At 54.3% G+C, this 20,367-nt stretch carries 17 protein-coding genes; 7 read left to right on the forward strand and 10 right to left on the reverse strand.

Annotated features, from left to right (window positions below):
• Nucleotides 1-8 precede the first annotated feature (8 nt).
• The 4 genes from H7F08_RS07130 to uvrA form a co-directional block, all read right to left on the reverse strand.
• Entirely contained in the window at nt 9-1,529 is a 1,521-nt protein-coding gene (locus tag H7F08_RS07130) for a Do family serine endopeptidase (RefSeq protein WP_081577626.1), read from the reverse strand.
• Between the two features lie 99 nt (nt 1,530-1,628).
• The gene (gene trxA, locus H7F08_RS07135; RefSeq protein WP_024892863.1) at nt 1,629-2,498 is read right to left on the reverse strand and encodes a thioredoxin; all 870 of its coding nucleotides are present in this window, start codon (nt 2,496-2,498) and stop codon (nt 1,629-1,631) included.
• 85 nt (nt 2,499-2,583) lie between these two features.
• Nucleotides 2,584-3,138 (reverse strand): hypothetical protein, encoded by a 555-nt coding sequence (locus tag H7F08_RS07140; protein ID WP_010637614.1) that lies wholly within the window; start codon nt 3,136-3,138, stop codon nt 2,584-2,586.
• Nucleotides 3,139-3,179: 41 nt separating this feature from the next.
• Nucleotides 3,180-5,981: an excinuclease ABC subunit UvrA gene (gene uvrA / locus H7F08_RS07145; protein ID WP_193640218.1), complete on the reverse strand. Its 2,802-nt coding sequence runs from the start codon at nt 5,979-5,981 to the stop codon at nt 3,180-3,182.
• A gap of 102 nt (nt 5,982-6,083) precedes the next feature.
• Here uvrA and H7F08_RS07150 point away from each other — a divergent pair, with 102 nt between their 5' ends.
• Both H7F08_RS07150 and H7F08_RS07155 read left to right on the forward strand, forming a co-directional pair.
• Nucleotides 6,084-6,563 carry a single-stranded DNA-binding protein gene (locus tag H7F08_RS07150; RefSeq protein WP_010637618.1) on the forward strand — a complete coding sequence of 160 codons (480 nt, stop codon included), beginning with the start codon at nt 6,084-6,086 and terminating at the stop codon, nt 6,561-6,563.
• Between the two features lie 435 nt (nt 6,564-6,998).
• Nucleotides 6,999-7,577: a Fic family protein gene (locus H7F08_RS07155; protein ID WP_254892805.1), complete on the forward strand. Its 579-nt coding sequence runs from the start codon at nt 6,999-7,001 to the stop codon at nt 7,575-7,577.
• A gap of 63 nt (nt 7,578-7,640) precedes the next feature.
• Here the strand turns inward: H7F08_RS07155 and H7F08_RS07160 are convergent, their stop codons facing one another.
• Nucleotides 7,641-7,829 carry a YqaE/Pmp3 family membrane protein gene (locus tag H7F08_RS07160; RefSeq protein WP_193640219.1) on the reverse strand — a complete coding sequence of 63 codons (189 nt, stop codon included), beginning with the start codon at nt 7,827-7,829 and terminating at the stop codon, nt 7,641-7,643.
• A gap of 85 nt (nt 7,830-7,914) precedes the next feature.
• Here H7F08_RS07160 and H7F08_RS07165 point away from each other — a divergent pair, with 85 nt between their 5' ends.
• Together H7F08_RS07165 and H7F08_RS07170 are read left to right on the forward strand one after the other, a co-directional pair.
• Entirely contained in the window at nt 7,915-9,243 is a 1,329-nt protein-coding gene (locus tag H7F08_RS07165) for a DUF445 domain-containing protein (RefSeq protein WP_193640220.1), read from the forward strand.
• A gap of 224 nt (nt 9,244-9,467) precedes the next feature.
• Entirely contained in the window at nt 9,468-9,800 is a 333-nt protein-coding gene (locus H7F08_RS07170; protein WP_065973475.1) for a hypothetical protein, read from the forward strand.
• On the opposite strand, the gene murI is transcribed toward H7F08_RS07170, so the two are convergent.
• The 5 genes from murI to glgC are packed head-to-tail and all read right to left on the reverse strand — an operon-like array spanning nt 9,797 to nt 16,565.
• Nucleotides 9,797-10,582, reverse strand: a complete 786-nt coding sequence (murI, locus tag H7F08_RS07175) for a glutamate racemase (protein ID WP_193640221.1) — start codon at nt 10,580-10,582, stop codon at nt 9,797-9,799. The genes H7F08_RS07170 and murI overlap by 4 nt on opposite strands.
• A gap of 3 nt (nt 10,583-10,585) precedes the next feature.
• Complete coding sequence (locus H7F08_RS07180; RefSeq protein WP_193640222.1) at nt 10,586-11,530, reverse strand: ROK family protein; 945 nt, start codon at nt 11,528-11,530, stop codon at nt 10,586-10,588.
• On the reverse strand, nt 11,523-13,550 hold the full coding sequence (locus tag H7F08_RS07185; RefSeq protein WP_193640223.1) for an alpha-amylase/4-alpha-glucanotransferase domain-containing protein: 2,028 nt from the start codon (nt 13,548-13,550) through the stop codon (nt 11,523-11,525). Before H7F08_RS07185 ends, H7F08_RS07180 begins: the two co-directional genes overlap by 8 nt.
• The gene (locus H7F08_RS07190) at nt 13,547-15,253 is read right to left on the reverse strand and encodes a glycoside hydrolase family 57 protein (protein WP_193640224.1); all 1,707 of its coding nucleotides are present in this window, start codon (nt 15,251-15,253) and stop codon (nt 13,547-13,549) included. The genes H7F08_RS07185 and H7F08_RS07190 overlap by 4 nt, the downstream gene beginning before the upstream one ends.
• Nucleotides 15,254-15,257: 4 nt before the next feature.
• Entirely contained in the window at nt 15,258-16,565 is a 1,308-nt protein-coding gene (gene glgC, locus H7F08_RS07195; protein WP_010637652.1) for a glucose-1-phosphate adenylyltransferase, read from the reverse strand.
• Between the two features lie 195 nt (nt 16,566-16,760).
• Here glgC and glgB point away from each other — a divergent pair, with 195 nt between their 5' ends.
• Genes glgB through H7F08_RS07210 form a run of 3 tightly spaced genes read left to right on the forward strand, consistent with a single transcriptional unit; the run spans nt 16,761 to nt 20,350 of the window.
• Complete coding sequence (glgB, locus tag H7F08_RS07200) at nt 16,761-18,953, forward strand: 1,4-alpha-glucan branching protein GlgB (protein WP_193640225.1); 2,193 nt, start codon at nt 16,761-16,763, stop codon at nt 18,951-18,953.
• Nucleotides 18,954-18,983: 30 nt separating this feature from the next.
• Nucleotides 18,984-19,445, forward strand: a complete 462-nt coding sequence (locus H7F08_RS07205; RefSeq protein ID WP_024892872.1) for an NfeD family protein — start codon at nt 18,984-18,986, stop codon at nt 19,443-19,445.
• Nucleotides 19,421-20,350 (forward strand): SPFH domain-containing protein, encoded by a 930-nt coding sequence (locus tag H7F08_RS07210; RefSeq protein WP_024892873.1) that lies wholly within the window; start codon nt 19,421-19,423, stop codon nt 20,348-20,350. Before H7F08_RS07205 ends, H7F08_RS07210 begins: the two co-directional genes overlap by 25 nt.
• The last annotated feature ends 17 nt before the right edge of the window (nt 20,351-20,367 follow it).

Consider the following 20,367-nt stretch of genomic DNA (forward strand, 5'->3'; position numbering starts at 1 on the left):
CGAACAGATTATTTTTTCGACAGGGTAATGACCACATAGATGCTCGCTTTACCCTGACGGACCAACATGGGAATGGGTTGGTCTTTTGGTAACCCGGCGACAATGTGCGCCAGCTCGCTGACATTTTGGACATCCTGCTGATTGATCTGCTGAATGATCATTCCGGGCATCAGGCCTGCTTCGGCGGCAGGGCCTTCACTGACACCTACCACCACCACACCATGGTGGACATCCAGTTGTTTTTCAATATCTGGAGTCAGATTTTGAACATGAATATCCATCCGGCTGATTTTCACAGTCTTTGCAGGCGCTGCCGGTTGGGTACTGCTGGACTGCTCGTCCATGTTTTTCGGCAGGGCGGTGACCAGGACATTTTTGGTTTCCGCGACACCATGATGGAGGATACCTACGCTGGCATGGGTGCCGGGAACCGTGTTGCCGACCATGGGCGGCAGTTGCCCGACGTTGTAAACCGGTTTGCTGTCATAAGTCACAATGACATCACCGGGCTGAATGCCGGCCTTGGCAGCGGGGCTGCCCGGCATCACCGAAGCCACGAGGGCGCCTACCGGTTCCTGAAGATGCAGGGCCTGGGCCATTTGCGGGGTGACATCCTGCACTTCGACACCCAGATACCCGAACTGAATGGGTTTATGGTCCTTGAAGTCCTGCACCACACGCATGACGGTATTGATGGGGATGGAGAATGACAAGCCCATATATCCGCCGCTGTTGGTGTATATCTGATCATTGATGCCGATCACCTGGCCCTTCATGTTAAAGAGCGGACCACCGGAGTTGCCGGGATTAATGGGCACGTCGCTCTGGATGAAAGGGATGTATTCGTCATCAGGCAACGGCCGGTTCATGGCGCTGACCACCCCCTGGGTGACGGTATTGTAAAAACCGAAGGGCGCACCTACAGCCAGCAACCACTGTCCGACTTTCAGATGATCAGAATTGCCGATAGGGACAGTGGGAAGATCCTTGGCATCAATTTTCAGCAGGGCGGTGTCGTAGCGCACTGAAAGTCCGATCAGTTTGGCGGGATAGGCATGATGATTGGTCAGGGTGACGACAATATGATTGGCACCCCGTACTACGTGACCGGCGGTGACAATGTAACCATCCGGGCTGATGATAAATCCGGAACCCAGTGATTGAATTTTTTCGTGCTGCTGATGGCCGGGACCGGCTTGTCCGGGTGCGCCGAAGTGCTGAAAAAACTGGTAAAAAGGAGAATTTGGCGGAAACGGATTGTGCTGTTGGTGGATGACTTTGTTGGTGGTGCTGCTGATGTTCACCACTGCCGGACCATAGCGATCAATAATGGGGGTAAAGTCCGGGAGGGCAACCAGCGCCTGTTGGGGTGCGGTGTTGGTGTTGATGGATAAGGCGGGAGCCGTAGGGGTGGCATCGGCCTGTGCCCATTCGGTGGCGCCCAGGGTAAAACCAAAGCACGCAGCGACAACAGCAGTAATCAGTAGTTTCGGGCGTTTCAACAGGGTTTTCGGGCGACTATTCGCCATAGGACTCTCCTTTGGAGTTTTGGTTCTGCAGCATTGACGCATTTGCGTTTAGACTCGGTAATAAAGCATCTAGTTCCTGCCTGAGGTCTACCATAACACTTAATATAAGGCGCGGGATAATTTGGTGCGGTATTGCTCAACCAGTGGCCCCTGATTGCTGTGGAGGGCAAAAATCTTCAGAATGGTTTTGCGGGCGAGTCCATCGTCGTAACTTTTGTGTCTTTCCACCATTTCAATCAGTTGATCCAAAGCGGCGGCTTCCTGGCCTTGCAAAAGCAGAACCAGCGCCCGCTGATACATGGCCAGAGCGCGTGCATCGCCTTTTTCATGGGCAATGGTTGTCTCCAGCGTGGTCATGGGGGGAGCTTTGCGCGCTGCATCCGTAAATTCCAGTAATGCTTTCAGGCCCTCGACCTCGATTTCCATCTGAAACAGAGGGGACATGGCATCAATTTGTACCTGGGCATCCGCATGGCGTCCCTGTTGTATGGCAAGATGGGCCAGTGCCAAACGCGCCTGATCGTTTTGGGGATTCGTCTGCAGGGATTCTTCCAGAAGTGACTGGGCTTCATCGGTTTTGCCCTGGGCCATGGCGGCCATGGCCTCGGCGCGCAGATCATCGCCGGGCTTGGGTAAATGCTTTTCAAGAAACTGGCGGATGGCAGACTCCGGGAGAGCACCGGTGAACTCATCTACCACTTTACCGTTTTTGAAAGCCTTGACGGCGGGAATTCCGCGCACCTGATATTCCCGGGAAAGTTCCGGGTTTTCATCAGAATTGATTTTGGCCAGAACAAAAGCACCCTGCATTTCCTCCGCCAGCTTTTCGAGGACAGGACCCAGGGCGCGACAGGGTCCACACCAGGGTGCCCAGAAATCCACGAGGACCAGGGCCTTTTGGGAAAGCTCAATAACGGCTTCCTGAAAATTACCTAAGTTGACTTCGAGGATGTGTTCACCAGTGGCCATGCAATACTCCTGAAAATAAAAAGACGTTGACTCGGGAAATAGGGGCGATAAAGCAACATTTCAAGCTTTTCGGGTTGAATGGACCTTATTGCAATTCGGCTTTGGCGAGTTCGTCCAGTACCCCCTGAAGCAGGCTGCGACCCAATGGTCCCATGCCTTTTTCCAGCTTGCGGCGATCATCCAAACCTCGGGACAAGGGGCCGAGAGCGGCCCCCATACGGGCCATGTCGCCCCCGGCTTTTTGCATTTGACTGGCCATTTGCCCCAACCAGGCGACGGCCTGGGGGTCGCCCCGGCGGGCGGCAAGGATGACACTGGCCAGCCCCGGGGCCGCCAGTCCCGGGTCGGCCTGCCCCGTACTTTTGGGAAGAGTTTCGGGATTTTGCAGACCCATCAAAATGGATTCGACGATGACACTGTCTTCTTCATCCAGTCCCTGCAGTAAACCCAGTTCACGCTTGCCAGCCATAATCTGTTGAATGACGGTTACCAGCTCTCCCCAACCATTCGCAGCGGCGACGCGCAGGTGGTCGTCGACAGCGCCGCGCAACCGGGGGTTCTGGCAGGCTGCAACTACCTGCAGGATCAGGGCGGCGTGGGCACTGCGGATTTGTTCACGGCGTTCGGGGAGAACGGACATATTCACGGCTCCAGGTCATGTTTACAGGACTATTGTGCAATTTATCGGGATAAATGTCGCGCCAGATAGTGACCGGTGTGTGAAACCGGATTGCGGGCGACTTCGTCAGGGCTGCCCGTGGCGATGATTTGCCCGCCTCCGGAGCCACCCTCGGGACCCAGGTCAATAATCCAGTCGGCGGTTTTGATGACATCCAGATTATGTTCAATGACCACAATGGTATTGCCCGCATCGGCGAGCTTCTGCAGGACTACCAGGAGCAGGGCGATATCATGAAAATGCAGGCCGGTGGTAGGTTCATCAAGAATGTATAGGGTGCGTCCGGTATCCCGTCGGGATAATTCCCGGGAGAGCTTTACCCGCTGGGCTTCGCCACCGGAAAGTGTGGTGGCGGACTGGCCGAGGCGCAGATAACCCAGCCCTACATCGAGCAGTGTTTGCAATTTACGGGCAATGGCTGGTACCGGATCAAAAAACTGGCGGGCATCTTCCACCGTCATTTCGAGAATTTCGTGAATATTTTTGCCCTTGTAATGCACATCCAGTGTTTCCCGCTTGTAGCGTTTTCCGGCACAAACGTCGCAGGATACGTAAATGTCCGGCAGAAAATGCATTTCAACGCGAATGACGCCGTCGCCCTCACAGGCTTCACAACGGCCGCCCTTGACGTTAAAACTGAAGCGCCCCGGATTGTAACCTCTCGCCCGGGCCTCGCTGGTGGCGGCAAAAAGCTCGCGAATCGGGGTGAACAGTCCGGTATAGGTGGCCGGATTACTCCGGGGGGTCCGGCCGATGGGACTTTGATCAATGGCTATGACCTTGTCGAGGGCTTCCAGGCCACGCAGTTGCTGATGCGCAGCCGGACTCTGCGTGCTGCCCATCAGAACCCGCGCGCAGGCGGGATACAAGGTGTCATTGATCAGCGTGGATTTGCCCGAGCCGCTGACGCCGGTGATGCAGGTAAACAGGCCGATGGGAATTTTTGCATCGACTGATTGCAGGTTGTTGCCCGTCGCACCGATGACTTCCAGCCAGCGTTGCTGGTCGTGACGGCGGCGTTCGGGAATGGCAATGCACAAATCACCAGTCAGGTAACGACCAGTGAGGGAGTCCGGATTGGCGCGAATCTCTTCGGGAGTACCCTGAGCGATGACTTCACCTCCGTGGGTACCGGCACCGGGGCCCATATCCACTACATGATCTGCAGCGCGGATGGCATCTTCGTCGTGCTCTACAACAATGACGGTATTCCCCAGATCACGCAGATGTTTGAGGGTGCCGATCAAACGATCATTGTCACGCTGGTGCAAGCCGATGGAGGGTTCATCCAGAACATACATGACCCCCACCAGACCGGCACCAATCTGGGAGGCCAGGCGAATGCGCTGGGCTTCGCCACCGGAAAGGGTTTCTGCGGAACGATCCAGACTCAGATAGGCCAGACCCACATCTACCAGAAACTTCAGGCGGCTACTGATTTCCTTCAGGATTCTCTCGGCGATAATGGCTTCCTGGCCCTCCAGTTGCAAATGCGCAAAGTGTTGCAGGGATTCGCGAATGGGCAGCGCTGACACTTCCTGAAGGGCCAGAGGCCCCACCTTGACCATACGGGCTTCTTCACGCAGACGGCTGCCGTGACAGGACGGACAGCGCAGGCGGCCCATGTAACGCATGATTTCTTCCCGAGCCAGATTGGACTGGGATTCGCGCAGGCGCCGTTCCAGTCCGGGAATGACTCCTTCAAAATGAATCTGATGCGTCCGTGAACCTTGCTGCACGGTAATACGTTCGTCGGAACCGTGCAGAATTTGCTCACGCACCTCAAAAGGCAGGTCTTCCCAGGAAGACTCCAGGGAAAAGTGAAAATGAGCGGCCAGCGCCTTCAACAAGGGGGTGTAATGTTCCTTGTGGCGCTTGGTCCAGGCGGCGATGGCCCCGGCGCTGAGGCTGGCACCCGGATCAGGAATAATCAGGTCCGGATCAAAAAAGGTAATTTCTCCCAGGCCGTCACAACGTGGGCAGGCCCCTGCCGGATTGTTGAAAGAAAACAGCCGGGGTTCGAGGGCCGGAAAGGAACGTCCACAACTGGGACAGGCATGGTGGGCGGAGAACAGGCGTTCTTCCTGATGTTGAGGCCCCATCAACACGGCGATGGCCTGGTCATCGGCGAGGCTCAGGGCGGTTTCCAGGGATTCCGCCAGACGCGGCCCACTGTCCTCGCGCAACACCAGGCGGTCAATGACGGCCTCAACGCGATGTTTGCGTTTTTTGTCCAGGGTCGAAATTTCATCCAGTTCGAGCATTTCCCCATCTACCCGCGCACGAATCAGGCCTCTGGCCCGCAGCGCGCTGATCACCTCTTCATGACTGCCTTTGCGATCACGCACCATGGGGGCGAGAATCATCAGTTTTTCGCCTTCAGGCAGGGCCAGTAATTGATCTACCATCTGGCTGATGGTCTGGCTCTGAATGGGTGCTCCGCAACACCAGGGCGTGCCAGTGCGGGCATACAGCAGACGCAGATAGTCATGGATTTCCGTGATGGTGCCGACGGTAGAGCGGGGATTATGGGAAGTGGATTTCTGTTCAATGGAAATGGCGGGCGATAGCCCTTCAATGGCATCCACATCAGGCTTGCCCATCAGCGACAGAAACTGCCGGGCATAGGCCGAAAGACTCTCCACATAGCGGCGCTGACCTTCGGCATAGAGCGTGTCAAAAGCCAGTGAGGATTTGCCCGAACCGGATAAGCCGGTGATGACAATGAGGCGGTCCCGGGGCAGGGTCAATGAGATGTTTTTGAGATTATGGGTACGTGCGCCCCGGATCTGGATATGTTCCATGTAGCCGTAGCCTTTTTGGGTTCAGGAATGAGTTTTTCTCTGGATGGGTTAGTATAGAGCTTTCGGGGACGGCCGTCCCCTTGTACTCAAGGAGATCTGACAATGGCGGGAGTGAACAAGGTCATATTATTAGGACATCTGGGCCGGGACCCGGAGATGCGCTATCAGCCCAGTGGTGCTGCTATCGCCAATTTCAGTATTGCCACCTCTGAAAATTTCAAGGATCGCGAAGGGAATAAACAGGAACGCACCGAATGGCATCGTATCGTGCTATTTGGACGTACAGCCGAAATTGCTGGCGAATACCTGCGCAAGGGCAGTATGGCTTATGTGGAAGGCCGATTGCAGACCCGCAAGTGGACCGACAAGGAAGGTCAGGAGCGCTACACCACTGAAATTATCGGTGACCGGCTGCAATTGGTGGGTCCACGCGGGGGCGGTGGTGGTGCAGCCAGTTTTGACGAAGAAGATCATGGCGGCGGTCATTTGACGGGTGCTTCTTCAGCCCCGGCCAGCAGTGGGCGCAAACAGGATACCCCACCCCCGCCGATGGAAGATTTTGATGACGATATTCCTTTTTAGGATTCACCAAACATAAATTGTAAACATAATCCCGGAACGTCTTGTACTTTCTGGGATTTTTAATGTGCGCGAAGCGGGCTACACAATGCCAACCCGGTAGACAGATCTTATTCCGACTAAGCTTGACGTGTATATAAGAATGGGTTTTCCTATGCATATTTCTCGCGATGTGTATAGGTCGAGTTGTTTTTCTTTGCATGTTTCGCCATTCCATCTATTCGGGAGCAACCATGATACTTGAGCCGCTGCATCAGCTCGATCCGGTACGGTTCGAAACTGCTCCTATTCTGAAGAAGCTAGCAGCCTGTCGGACTTTCGGTTTTGAAGAAACGTAATGCATTGATTACTAAGCGTTTAAATAAATTTCCAGAAAATGGCAGATGCAATAAAATCAGTGGGTTACGCGAATAATCCGACAGGCTGCTAGAGCGATTTATCAATGACGATGCTCTATTCAACGTTGACCCGTTGATCAAGATGGCTCTGATTCATCATCAGTTCGAGAGTATCCACCCGTTTTACGATGGCAACGGTCGAACCGGGCGCATCATCAACGTGCTTTATCTGGTCAAGGCTGAGTTGCTGGACATCCCGTTGCTTTATCTCAGCAACTACATCGTTCGGAACAAAGGGGAGTACTATCGCCTGCTTCAGACCGTTCGGGATGATGAAGCCTGGGAAGAATGGGTTATGTACATGCTGGATGCTGTGGAACAGACCGCAGAGCAGGCCATCAAAATGATTAAAGCGATCAGCCTCGCCCTGATGGACTATAAGCAGCGAATCCGGAATCAGTTTCGCTTCTACAGCCAAGACTTGATCAATAGTCTGTTCCAGCATCCTTACACCAAGATTGCCTTTTTGGAGCGCGATCTTCAGGTTTCACGTCTGACTGCAACAAAATACCTCGACGATCTGGCCGAAGCGGGTTTTGTCGAAAAGGTCAAGGCAGGACGAAGCAACTACTACATCAATCTGGCATTGATCCGCGTCATTAAGGAAGACGAACGCTGACCGAATGCCAACTTGAGCAGGAAGTCTTATCTTGGTTAACCGATATCGGCTTAATTAGGGCCTTTAACGTCCCAGCGCTTTCTGGATTTTCTGATCGGTCTTGTACTGGCTTAAGGCGTAAACCGCCCAGATAGCCGCCGGTATCCAGCCCAGTACGGTGATTTGCAGAAGCAGGCAGATGATGCCTGCGAGCGGCCGGCCAATGGTGAAAAACACTAGAAAAGGTAAAAAAATCGCCAGAACAAGACGCATGATCCATACTCCCTGCCAATAGTTATGTTTGCATATTAAATGGCGATTTCTACAGAGTGCAAGTCTCCGTGCTAAACTCGCTCACATGATTGCCGATAATAATGAACCCCCAAAAACACTTCTGAATCCCCGGCCAGGAGAGCGCCTGCAAAAATTGCAGGTGATGCGCCGCTGGGCTTTGGTTTTACTGTTGCTGGCGTTGCTGTTGTTCTTATTTTCGACCAGTCAGGGATTTTCGGGCGTCTGGGCCTGGACCGGGGCATTTTCCGAGGCCGCCATGGTGGGCGGGCTGGCGGACTGGTTTGCGGTGGTGGCCCTGTTTCGTCATCCGCTGGGTCTGCCCATTCCCCATACGGCCATTTTGCCGAGAAACAAGGCGCGTCTGGCGAAGCGTCTGGCCACGTTCATTCGTGATCATTTTCTGGAAAGCGAAGCCATTGTCCGCCTGTTGCGCCGCGCCGATCCCGCCACTTGGCTGGCACAGTGGCTGATCCAGCCGGAAAGCAGTCATCTGCTGGCCCGGCAATTGACGACGTTGCTGCAAAAAGCCCTGGCGCTGACTGATGATCAGGAATTGCGTGTTGCCCTGAGAAGCGCGCTGGGTCGCCAGCTGCAGCGCGTGGATGGGGCGCGCTGGATGGGAAATATTCTGGCATTACTGACGGAAGACCACCGTCATCAGGCCCTTCTGGAAGATGGTATTCAGCGCCTGCGCGAGTGGCTGGATGGGGAAGAAACGCAGGGGCTGCTGGCCGAGCAAATAGCAGCCATTCTGAAACGCGCCTATCCCACCTTGTTCTCCTGGATGAGTGCGCTCATGGACCCTGCCACCCTGAGTGATAATCTCGCGCGAAATCTGGTAAAGGCCGCGCATCAACTTTTGCAGGAAATCGAGGACGATCCCGAGCATCCGCGCCGTCTGGCTTTTGATCGCTGGATGGCTGATGCGATTGTGCGGCTGCGGACAGACGCCGGGTTTCAGGAGCGTATCCAGCGTTGGCAAAATGGCCTGATTTCCCATCCAGCTGTGCAGGAGTATGCAGATGGTTTGTTGCGCGACCTGCGCACCTGGCTGGACCATGATCTGGGCAGCCCTGATTCCCGCCTGCAAGGACAGATTCAGGTTTTGGCCGGACAGTTGGGGACATTTTTGGCGGAGCAGGCAGTCTTGCGGGAGGCCATTAATGATTATCTGGAAAACAGTGCCCGCCGTTTAGCCCCGGCCATGCGTGATGGTTTGGCGCAGCATATTGAAAAAACCATTCAGGATTGGCCCGAAAAAGACATGATCCGCCTGCTGGAAGAAGGAGTGGGGACCGATTTGCAATATATTCGGGTAAACGGAACCCTGGTCGGCGGCCTGGTGGGTGTCTTGATTCATGCCCTGGCGCTGGCTGTGCCTCTACTCATTTAGAGATGCTGCCGATGGAATCAAATGGTCCGGTATGGCCCGCATGGGCATTGGGTCTTCTGGCCCAAATTGGCCATTTCAACATGAGCAGATTGCTGGAATGATGCTGAGTGATCCATTTTTTCAGATGCTTACAAAGAAGGAACAGATTTTGCTGGATTGTGCATCGGAGTAATGTCCGGTCGGTGGTTTCATTCTGAACAAGGTTTGTAGAGGGAGGTGCATTTATGAAGCGTGTATTGATGAGTGTGATGGCAGCAGGCACCCTGATGATGGCGGGTTTTGCGACGGCGGCGACGGTTACCGCTACAGACGCACAGCATGCGCTGGCGGCGGCCAAGACGGCCATGGCAAAAACTTCAGCCGTGCATTATTTGTGGCTTTCCACCCCGAAAGTTTATAAGGAAGCCGAAGCTGCAGACAAAGCCGGTAAATATGATGAAGCCGTGGTCAAGGCCAAGCATGCCGAGGAACTGGCTAATCTGGCTTACGCCCAGGGCGAAGCTCAGGCCAAAAAATATGGTGTGAAGTTGACGGATCATGGGGTCCAGATGGACTAGGTTTTGACCCCGTGAGCGCGCAGCAGGCGACGGGCAACTTGCGTCTTTTCAGCCGCGGCGGCGGTAAAATAAAAATCAATCGATGCTTCAACGGGTAAATCAGGTGGCGTGTCCGGGAGTCTCTGCATGTCGAGCCTGCGACATAATTGCCGCGCCACGCCATCATTTCCATCCAGGGTGGGAATATTCCGTCCATTTAGCTCTGACAGCCAGTTGCTGATCCAGCAGTAATGGGTGCAGCCCAGCACAATGACTTGAGTGTCTGTCGAGTAAAAAGGCAGAACATGATTGTGCAGATACTCCTGGACTTGCTGCTGCCAGTCATGGCTCTGGGATTCAATGCGTTCTGCCAGACCCGGGCAAGCAAGAGGCTGCACGCGTTGTTCGGCATTTGGTAATTGCGTCAAGAGATTACGCAGTTTTTCACCAGTGACGGTCATGGCTGTGGCCAGCAGGAGAATCCTGCCTTCGGGATAAAGCATCAGAGCTTTTTTGATGGCGGGTTCAATACCGATGATGGGCACGTCCGCATATTCCCGCAGAGGTATGGCTGCCGCGCTGGTAGCCGTGTTGCAAGCCAGTACCACGGCATCTACGCCTTGCCGGACAAACCAGGCGTAAGCATCTTCCGTCCATTGTAGTACTTCGCCGGCGGTTTTGTCGCCATAGGGACTATGAGCGCTATCGCCGTAAAACAAAAAATGGGCATTCGGCAAATAACGCAGGCAGGAGAGCAGGGTGCTGAGACCACCCAGTCCAGAATCAAAAACTCCGATACGCATCGGTTATTGGCTGAGTTCCTGATCGGCCAGCAGGGCGACCCCGCGCATTCCGGCGAGATCATCATGATTGCCGCGTTTGACTTCCACCTCGCCGCGTAGCGCGGGAATCAGATCGGCGTCCAGGCGTTGCATGAGTGCTGGTGCAAAACAATCCCAGGCCGCACTAACCCCGCCTCCCACCCGAATGACCCGGACATCGGCAACCTTCAAAATGCTGGCCAGGGCTTGTCCCAGATAATCACCGGCCATCTGAAAGGTTTGACTGGCTTCGGGGCGCCCATCGCAGGCCATCTGGGCAATAACGGCAGTATCCGGTGCTGTGCCGGTCAGTTCCACATAACTGGACTGGATTCCGCGTGCCGAGGCATATTGTTCCAGGCAACCCTGATTACCACAGCCACATCGTCTTCCGCCGGGGACCACGATGATGTGCCCTATCTCCATGGCGGTTCCATGTTCACCGCGCCAGGGGCGGTCGTTATGGACCCACCCACCACCGACACCGGTACCCAAGCCGACGTACAAGAGATCGCGCAATTCGGGATTTTCCTGTTTTTCTTCCCAGAATTCGCCATATCCGGCAGCATTAGCATCATTTTCGATGAGTACGGGTAGTTGGCAGGCGTTCTGGACGGCGCTTTGCAAATCAAAGTGGATGAGTTGCGGAATGTTGGGGGATTGCAGTAATACGCCTTTGGCATTCACAAAACCGGGCACGGCCACCCCGACACGAACAATTTCCGGATATTGATGGCGAAGCTGGGCGATACCCGCTTCGAGCAAATCTGTAAACAGTTGGGCAGCGCTTTCTGAATCGGCTGCCGCAGCGCATTTGGCGTGCAGATCGACTTCATGGCGAATACTGTCCAGACAATCATTGCCCCGGAAAACCCCAAAACGTAAATTGGTGCCACCGACATCAACACCAATGGTCAGCTGCTCAGTCATCGGCGATGATCTCCGTCAGTATCTCAATATGTTGCGTCTTGCCAGCCGTCAGGTCCCAGTAAAAATCCAGTTGCAGGGCCTGCATGATTTTTTCAAAGCCCGCCTCGGATTGGGAAACGGTCATATGGGGCGCAGCCTCCCAGCGCGCAGGCGGATTGCAATGGAGGGTGATTTTACCGCCCATTACGGCATCTTCTAGCACTATTTGTCGGGTTTTTTCACCCTGGATGGGAAGTCCGAAGCCACCCTGGGATTGCTCATCCGCAAAAAACTGTCCCGCCGGCCCATCACAACTGGGCATGGCCAGAAATAGCCGAGTCTGAAAATGGTGAGACTCCACATTTTGTTGGGAAGCTGGTGATTCTATCCGGAAATGCACCATCAGTCCTTTATGGGTGAGGCTGTAGGCTTTACTGACTGCCCAGCTGTCAGCGACACCGCCCGTAAAGTGGGGAGTATCCTGAACGATGCTGTTTTCCGGATATGTGACTGCGACATTATCCAGCCACTCCTGAAAACTGTGACAGGGGGCGGTGTCGGCAAGCAGATCTTCTGCCGTAATTTCTGTTTTGAAGCTGATGCGGTCATGGGCGGAAGCAATGCCTTCACTGGGAGTCGCATGATCCACTGCCCCGTGACGAATTTTGTCGTAGTAGGCCTCGTCGCGTCGTGCCAGGGTATCCCCAAGATTGTGATGCAGTTTGTAACAATCCCACTCGGCCACGGCGCCGGAGGGCGTCGGGCGAATGATTAGCTGTTGATGGTCATTGTGATAATACAGCTCTTCATGACCATCCATATCCACGTCAATGAACTGTAAACCCGGACGTTCCTGGATTTTATCGAGCTGCGCTTCCAGTCGTACCATGGCCTGGTACACCGCCCGGCGCAGGTGCGGCAGATAAATGCCGCCAAACAGCCCGTGCCAATAGGCATCATTGGCTTGGGTTTCATGTAAATCCGCACGCATCTGCTTACTTTGCTGACGCTTGGGCAAAGCATGAAAGCGCTGGGATAATTGCAGCATGCGTTTTTGCATCCAGTTGGACTCGGGATAACGGGTCAGAAAGTTTTTCCATATCCCGCCACGGATGAGTGGCTTGCGTAAGTCCAGGCGGCCCGCAGCCTTTTCCTGTTCCAGAAAAGCCGCGTAGTTGCGGGCAGCATCCGGTGCCAGTGTCCATTCGTTCATTTCACTGTAGGACACCGTGGGCAGATAAATCATACCCTGGGGTCGATGCTGGTGCAGATAATCCTTGAAATGCATGGGTTGAATGTGTGGAGAATTCAGGACGCCCCGCAGAAACTGTTCCAGCCAGCCTTTTTCATAAACCCAACTATAAGTCTCCGGCCAGACCCCGAACTTTTCGATGTCATCAAAATAAATCCCGGCGCTGCCCGGGTTATGCGCGGATATTTCTTCGATATAAGTGACTGCAGCAGCGGCCTCCGAGAAAGGCAGGCGATAACGCAAGGCTTCGGAAATAGGAAACACATCAATAGTCTGACCATTTTCTTCGGTGCGATGAAAACTGCCGAGTTGGTCGGTAGAGGCCCCAGCGCAGAGAAAGTGATAATCATCCACCATCACATATTGAATTCCCGCCTCTTGCAGGGCAGGAACCACGCTGGGATCCCAAACGCGCTCGGTCAGCCAGGCACCCACCGGGCGCTGTCCGAAATTTTTGTCCAGTCGGTCGGCCATGGCCTCCAGTTGGGTGATGCGATCTGCATGGGGAATAGCCGCCAGTACCGGTTCGGTGTCCCCGGCGCCCACCAGCTCCGCCTGCTGGCGGGTGACCATCTCTTTCAGCAGTTTTATGGTGTTGGGGTGCTGTTGCACCATATATTGGAGTAACCAGCCGCTGATATGAATGGCAAAGGGAAATTCAGGAAAGCGATGCATGGCTTCAAGAAAGGGGTGATAACAGCGCAGTACGGCGTCATCAATCACCTGCGGAAAATTACCAACCGGCTGATGGGCGTGGACGCCCAGGAGGAGGGGGGTACTGTGGGTCATTGCTTATCCTTCCATTGGGTGCGGCGCATGGTACCTCCAGATTCGGTGGGTCCCCCACCATGACTGATGGGTTCGTTGAGAGTTTCTGGAGGAGAAATTTGCATCAGGTTATAAAGTTTGCGCAGGTTCATCCTGAACAGGTGATCAAAATCCCTGACCGAATCGGCAGGATTGTAATCCCCGAACCACCAGAACCAGTCCGAGCCCTCGCAGCGACCTAACTGTTCAGTGATTTCTTCCTGCAGTTCGGGGGTGAGTCCGGCAAAATGCTGGTCAACATCCTGCTTGGCGGTGCAGAGCATATCCCAGGCCCGGTTTTTGGCTCCATCGCCAATCCAGGTGCTGAAATTGCCATAGACCCAACTCCCGGCGGCAAGATCCGGAATGCTTTTGATGGCTTCCGGATGGTCCTGGACATAGTCGCTGAAGGTACACATTTTGATATGGGGATGATTGGAAAGGGCCCGGTAGAGCTCGGAAAGAAAATAGTAGCCATTGTAGGGGTAGTATTCCCAAGCATTTTCTCCATCAAGAATAATGCTGACAACGGGATGATCCTGATCTTCCGTCTGGCGCCAGATGGCTTCGAGCTTATGCACGAAATCGATGACTGCATCGTGGCCAAACCAGGTTTTATAGTCAAAACCGATGGTGTCAGAGAGCGCGTCATCCCGAAAAAACAGCGCCGGTCCCTGATTTTCGAGGCGATAAGCCTTGTATAAATATTCGGCCCGACCGCGTGGTGCCGAGTCGTCATCACTGCGCAGCAGGCTATGTGTGAGTACGCCTTCTCCCGAAGCCGTCCAGGTCACTTGAGCCTCACCCAGCATTTTGACGAAGGCGGCAGAAACCCCGCCCTCTGCTGGCCACATGCCCCGGGCGGCAATGCCGAAATGTTGCGGATGATAAGTCTGAGCGCGTTTAATATGCCAGCGCGCACGCTCGACCCCGCCGGGGTACTCAGGGGATTCGGGCAATGGCGCATCGGGTACGGCTTCCCGGGCGGCGGCAAAGTCCAGCAGCAGGGGGCCAATGGGGTGGTAGTAGGGGGTGGTGGATATTTCGATACGTCCTGCTTCTGCCAGGGCGCGGTAACGGGGAATCAGTCCGCCGATCAGCTCACCGAGAAATTGCAGTAAATCCTGCCGGTCTGCGAGCGTGAAACCGTGTCCCTTGTCCATCAACTTCTGAATGAGCGGGCTGCCGCGTCGCACCGTTTCACCGGTCCAGGCCAGGTGATACCAGACCAGCAGATCGGCCAGAAACTGAATGGACAAATAGTCAGAAAGCTCCGCCGGATCACTGTGCATGATGGTATAGATTTCATGCAGTCGGCGGTATCCGGGAAAGGGATTCAGCATATGTTCCGGATCCAGACGAAAACATTGCTCCATGAGGTGATGACGTTGCTCGTTGTTCAGACTTTTTAGATCAGGGCTGGCCAGGGCGATGAGTAGAGGGTCGCGAAAATGCCCGCTTTCAAATTGGCTGGTGTAATCTTCAATTTGCTCAACCAGAATAGGCACGCAGTTGAATACACCCCGAGCCATGGGGTTTTCCTCATAATGCGCGATCATGTCTGCATAATCCTTGCAGGCGTGCAGGTACGTCCAGGGCAATGCGTATTGCCCATCTGCATTGCGATAATCGGGCTGGTGCATATGCCAGCAGAAAATGACATGAAGTGCGCGTGCGGGGGGCATAAGGTCACCTCACAAAATGTAGTTGCTGGCCTAGTAACTCCGGAGTAATCAGAGTGACGCCATTGGGCGTTCGATAAAAGCGGCGGGCGTCTTCGGCAGGATCTTCGCCCACCACCAGCCCGTCAGGGATGATAGTACCCTTGTCGACGACGACTTTACGCAGGCGAGCCCCTTCACCCATGCGCACGTTGGGCAAAATCACCGAATCTTCGATGAGGGTGTGGCCATCATTGACCCGGACATTGGAAAACAGCAGGGAACGACGGACCGTAGCCCCACTGATGATACAACCCCCCGAGACAATACTGTCCAGGGCCATGCCACGTCTTCCTTCGTCGTCAAAGACAAATTTGGCAGGCGGGAGTTGTTCCTGATACGTCCAGATGGGCCAGCGGCTGTCGTATAAATCCAGATCCGGGGTTACATGCACCAGATCAATGTTGGCAGCCCAATAGGCGTCAACCGTACCGACATCCCGCCAGTAGCAACGACTGGCCTTGCCTTCATTGCTGGAAATACAGCTGTTACGGAAGCGGTGAGCCATGACCCGATAGCGTGACACCATGTAGGGGATCAGATCGTTGCCAAAATCATGGCTGGACTCGCGACTGTCCGCATCGCGGATGAGCTGTTCATACAAAAAATCCGTGTTGAAAACATAAATACCCATGCTCGCAAGCGCACGGTCGGGGTTGTTGGGTGTGGGTGTGGGATCGCTGGGTTTTTCGGTGAAACCGGTCACCCGATCTTCGTGGTTGACGGTCATGACCCCAAAACCTTTGGCTTCTTCCAAAGGGACCTCAATGCAGGCGACGCTCATATCTGCCTGACTTTGCACATGCTCGGCGAGCATCTGACCATAGTCCATTTTATAAATATGGTCACCAGCGAGAACAATCACATAACGCGGCCGATGGGCACGCAAAATGTCAATATTCTGAAAAATCGCGTCTGCGGTTCCCTTGTACCAGCCGGTATTCATCCGCTGTTGGGCAGGGAGGATTTCAATAAACTCGCTGAACTCGCCTCTCAGGAATCCCCAGCCCAGCTGAATGTGACGAATCAAGCTGTGCGCTTTGTACTGGGTCAGCACACCAATACGGCGAATGCCAGAGTTCATGCAGTTGGATAAACAAAAATCAATGATGCGGAATTTGCCCCCGAAAGGCACGGCGGGCTTGGCGCGCCAGTCGGTCAATGGTCCGAGGCGACTACCACGACCACCCGCCAGGACCAGGGCGAGGGTATTTTTGGTCAGGTTACTGACAAAGCGCGGGGAATTGCTGGGGCCACTCTGGTTTTCTTCGGACATGCTCTTCTCCTTGTCGGGCACTGGTATTACACCTGACCTGGAGTATAGACAGGATTCCCCCGTGCTTTCGGTTTAAAGGTACTGAACTTGGAGGATGTCGGCAAGCACTCAAAGGGGACAATGGTCTTTTCCGGCGATGTGTTATGCTCTTAGTGGGAGTGGCTCCTCAATCACAATGATGAAAAGGAGATTGTGGTGACGAAATTACCAAAAAAAAATCATGGCGAAGATTGGAATCATGATGAAATAGCCATTCGCGAGGCCCGTCATCACGATCCCTTCGCCTGGTTGGGGCAGCACCGGATCGGTAACGACAATCAAGCTGTGCAGCGCGTTTTTCTGCCAGGGGCCGCTCAGGTAGAGCTGCAAACCCCGCAGGGATGGGTGCTGATGACCATGCAGCATCCCGACGGGATTTTTATTCATACCGGAGATAGCCTGCCCACCCCCTATTGTTACCGCTGGCAGGATTCCCTGGGCACACACGAAGCTTATGATCCCTACGTGTTCAGTCCGGTGCTGGGCGATCTGGAAGTTTACCTGTTCAGTGAAGGCCGATTATATGAAGCCTATCGACATCTGGGTGCCCATAGTCGTTATCATGAAGGTGTCGAAGGCGTTTTGTTTACCGTTTGGGCACCCAATGCGGAGCGGGTCAGTGTCGTTGGCGATTTTAATCACTGGGATGGTCGTTATCACCCGATGCGGGTCCGGGGAATGAGTGGCCTCTGGGAATTGTTCATTCCCGGACTGGAATTGGGTGAAATCTACAAGTTTGAGCTCCGCCACCGGGAGTCCGGCGCGGTTTTTGTGAAAACCGATCCTTATGCCAATGCTTTTGAAAGACGTCCAAGTACTGCAGCCCGGGTAGTGGATAGTCAGCATGTCTGGAAGGATCAGGACTGGATGACTGCGCGGACGCAGGCCGACTGGCAGCACGCCCCGATGAATATTTACGAAGTGCATTTAGGATCCTGGCAGCGCGACGAGAAAGGGGACTTTCTGGGCTATGCCGAGCTTGCCGAACGCCTGCTGCGCTATGTGCAGAACATGGGTTACACCCATATCGAACTGATGCCGGTGATGGAGCATCCTCTGGACGAATCCTGGGGGTATCAGGTCAGCGGTTATTATGCACCGACCAGCCGCTTCGGGAACCCGGATGGTTTTCGGGCCTTTGTAGATGCTTTTCATCAGGCCGGTATTGGCGTGCTGCTGGATTGGGTGCCGGGGCATTTCCCCAAGGATGACTGGGGACTGGCCCGTTTTGATGGCACCGCTTTATATGAATATGCAGACCCCCGTGAAGGTGAACACCGTGACTGGGGAACTTATATTTTCAACTTTGGCCGCAACGAAGTCCGTAATTTTCTGCTGGCTAATGCCTGCTATTGGGCGGACAGTTTTCATATTGATGGTTTGCGGGTAGATGCGGTGGCCTCCCTGCTCTACCGGGATTATTCCCGGAACGAGGGAGAATGGATTCCCAACCAGTACGGTGGCAGGGAGAATCTTGAAGCCATTGATTTTCTAAGGGAAATGAATGTGGTGCTCAATGAGCGCTATCCGGGTATTTTGACCATTGCTGAAGAATCGACCTCCTGGCCCATGGTCTCCCGCCCTACCTATGTGGGCGGGCTGGGTTTTTCCATGAAATGGAATATGGGCTGGATGAATGACACCCTATCTTACATGCAGCAGGATCCGGTTTATCGGCGTTTTCATCAGAATGATCTGACCTTCAGTCAGCTATATGCGTACGCAGAAAATTTTGTACTGCCCCTCTCTCATGACGAGGTGGTGCATGGAAAATACTCTTTGCTGGATAAAATGCCTGGCGATACCTGGCAGCGTTTTGCCAATTTACGTCTGCTGCTCAGTTATCAGTGTGCTCATCCGGGTAAAAAACTGAATTTCATGGGCAATGAATTTGCTCAGGGAACGGAGTGGAATTGTGGAAAAGCCCTGGACTGGGATTTGCTGCAAATACCCTGGCATCAGGGGATACAGTGGCTGAGTCGGGATCTCGGGCACCTGTACCGCGACCTGCCAGCTTTTTATGACCTGGATTTTGCCCCGGAGGGTTTTGCCTGGGTGGATTGTCATGACGCGGACCAGTCTATACTCAGCTTTCTGCGCCGCGATCGCAACGGTGCTTTTATTCTGGCCGTGTTCAATTTTACCCCGGTACTGCGCAAAAATTATCGTATCGGCGTTCCAGAGTCCGGGCGTTACCGGGAAATTTTCAATAGTGATGCAGCGGCGTATCAGGGCAGTAATGTGGGTAACCTTCCGCTGTTTGCCGAAGCGCGGAGCTGGATGGGATTACCCTGTTCACTGGAATTGACTCTGCCGCCCCTGGCAGCACTGTTTTTGCAAATGGACTGAGGAGAATGACTCCCGGCGTGGGTGATTAGCATGCTTTATATTTATGTCATTATTGCTTTCGCAGCGGGAATATCCGAATTGTTCACCGGAACTTTTTATCTGGCGGCGGTGGCTCTAGCCGCCTTGTTTACCGCCATTACCGGGTTGGTGCTGCCTGGCGCGGTTTTGCACTGGGTGTTTCTGGGCTTCTGTCTGGTGTTGTTGCCTGCCGGAATGTGGCTGCGCCACCGCCTCGCCGGAAAATCTCAGGGACTGACGGATTTTGATTTGGGTCAGGGCGTGGATGTGATTCGTGGTCCTGACCAGAATGAACATTATACGGTGCGTTACCGGGGCAGCGAATGGATGGCGGTGGTAGATGATGGCCCGGCCCCCTGTGCCGGTGATCGCGCCGTGATCGTGGGCAAGACCGATAACCTGCTACATTTAGGGGTGCTACCCCGGCAACCCTCCGACAAGGAGTCTTTATGTCCTCCCTCATCATCATCCTGATTGTTATTGTCGCGGCTTTTCTGATTTTACGCACCACCATCCGGGTGGTTCCCCAGCAGCGTGCCTGGGTGGTTGAAAGACTTGGTAAATATCACGCTGTTCTGGAGCCGGGCCTGAATTTTATTATTCCTTTTCTGGACCGTGTGGCCTTTCGTTTTGATATGCGCGAAGTACCCATGGAAGTGCCCGCGCAGGCCTGTATTTCCTTTGATAACACCACCATGACGGTAGACGGGATTCTCTATTTGCAAATTACGGATTCCGTCAAGGCGGCTTATGGTTCGAGCAACCCCTTTACTGCGGTCATCCAGTTGGCACAAACCACCATGCGTTCAGAAATCGGCAAGTTGCATCTGGATGCAGCCCTGTCTTCCCGGCAGCTGCTCAATACGGCGGTGGCGGCTTCGGTGGATGAAGCGGCCCTGAACTGGGGCGTCAAGGTGCTCCGCTACGAAATACGGGATATCACCCCACCCCAGGAAATCATCCGCGCCATGGAACTGCAAATTACCGCAGAGCGGGAAAAGCGCGCCCTGATTGCCAAATCCGAAGGACAAAGACAGCAGCAAATCAACACTTCTGAAGGTCAGCGGCAACAGGACATCAATGTGGCAGATGGCCGCAAACAGGCGGAAGTATTGCGTGCCGAAGGTGAAGCCAAGGCCATTCAACTGGTTGCCGAGGCTACCGCCGAAGCCATCCGTGTTATTGGTTCGGCAGCCCGTGAACCCGGAGGCTACGAAGCCCTGCAAATGCAGCTCGCCAAGGACTACATCGAAAAGTGGGGATATTTGGCCAAGAGCAGTACCAGCTTGGTGATTCCCTCCGATCTCGGCAATATTGGCGCTCTGGTGGGAACGGCGCTTTCTATGGTTAAGCAGTCGCAGAAGACGGCTGCAGATTGACCACGCCTATAGTGAGG

Origin of the sequence: Acidithiobacillus sp. HP-11, assembly GCF_015100075.1 — a bacterium.
GTDB classification, from domain to species: domain Bacteria; phylum Pseudomonadota; class Gammaproteobacteria; order Acidithiobacillales; family Acidithiobacillaceae; genus Acidithiobacillus; species Acidithiobacillus thiooxidans.

Coding starts and splice junctions, on each gene's coding strand:
- H7F08_RS07205 (WP_024892872.1), top strand. CDS start 18,984: ATGCTTTATATTTATGTCATTATTGCTTTCGCAGCGGGAATATCCGAA.
- H7F08_RS07185 (WP_193640223.1), bottom strand. CDS start 13,550: ATGACCCACAGTACCCCCCTCCTCCTGGGCGTCCACGCCCATCAGCCG.
- glgC (WP_010637652.1), bottom strand. CDS start 16,565: ATGTCCGAAGAAAACCAGAGTGGCCCCAGCAATTCCCCGCGCTTTGTC.
- H7F08_RS07140 (WP_010637614.1), bottom strand. CDS start 3,138: ATGTCCGTTCTCCCCGAACGCCGTGAACAAATCCGCAGTGCCCACGCC.
- H7F08_RS07130 (WP_081577626.1), bottom strand. CDS start 1,529: ATGGCGAATAGTCGCCCGAAAACCCTGTTGAAACGCCCGAAACTACTG.
- murI (WP_193640221.1), bottom strand. CDS start 10,582: ATGCGTATCGGAGTTTTTGATTCTGGACTGGGTGGTCTCAGCACCCTG.
- uvrA (WP_193640218.1), bottom strand. CDS start 5,981: ATGGAACATATCCAGATCCGGGGCGCACGTACCCATAATCTCAAAAAC.
- H7F08_RS07165 (WP_193640220.1), top strand. CDS start 7,915: ATGATTGCCGATAATAATGAACCCCCAAAAACACTTCTGAATCCCCGG.
- trxA (WP_024892863.1), bottom strand. CDS start 2,498: ATGGCCACTGGTGAACACATCCTCGAAGTCAACTTAGGTAATTTTCAG.
- H7F08_RS07170 (WP_065973475.1), top strand. CDS start 9,468: ATGAAGCGTGTATTGATGAGTGTGATGGCAGCAGGCACCCTGATGATG.
- H7F08_RS07150 (WP_010637618.1), top strand. CDS start 6,084: ATGGCGGGAGTGAACAAGGTCATATTATTAGGACATCTGGGCCGGGAC.
- H7F08_RS07180 (WP_193640222.1), bottom strand. CDS start 11,530: ATGACTGAGCAGCTGACCATTGGTGTTGATGTCGGTGGCACCAATTTA.
- H7F08_RS07160 (WP_193640219.1), bottom strand. CDS start 7,829: ATGCGTCTTGTTCTGGCGATTTTTTTACCTTTTCTAGTGTTTTTCACC.
- H7F08_RS07210 (WP_024892873.1), top strand. CDS start 19,421: ATGTCCTCCCTCATCATCATCCTGATTGTTATTGTCGCGGCTTTTCTG.
- H7F08_RS07190 (WP_193640224.1), bottom strand. CDS start 15,253: ATGCCCCCCGCACGCGCACTTCATGTCATTTTCTGCTGGCATATGCAC.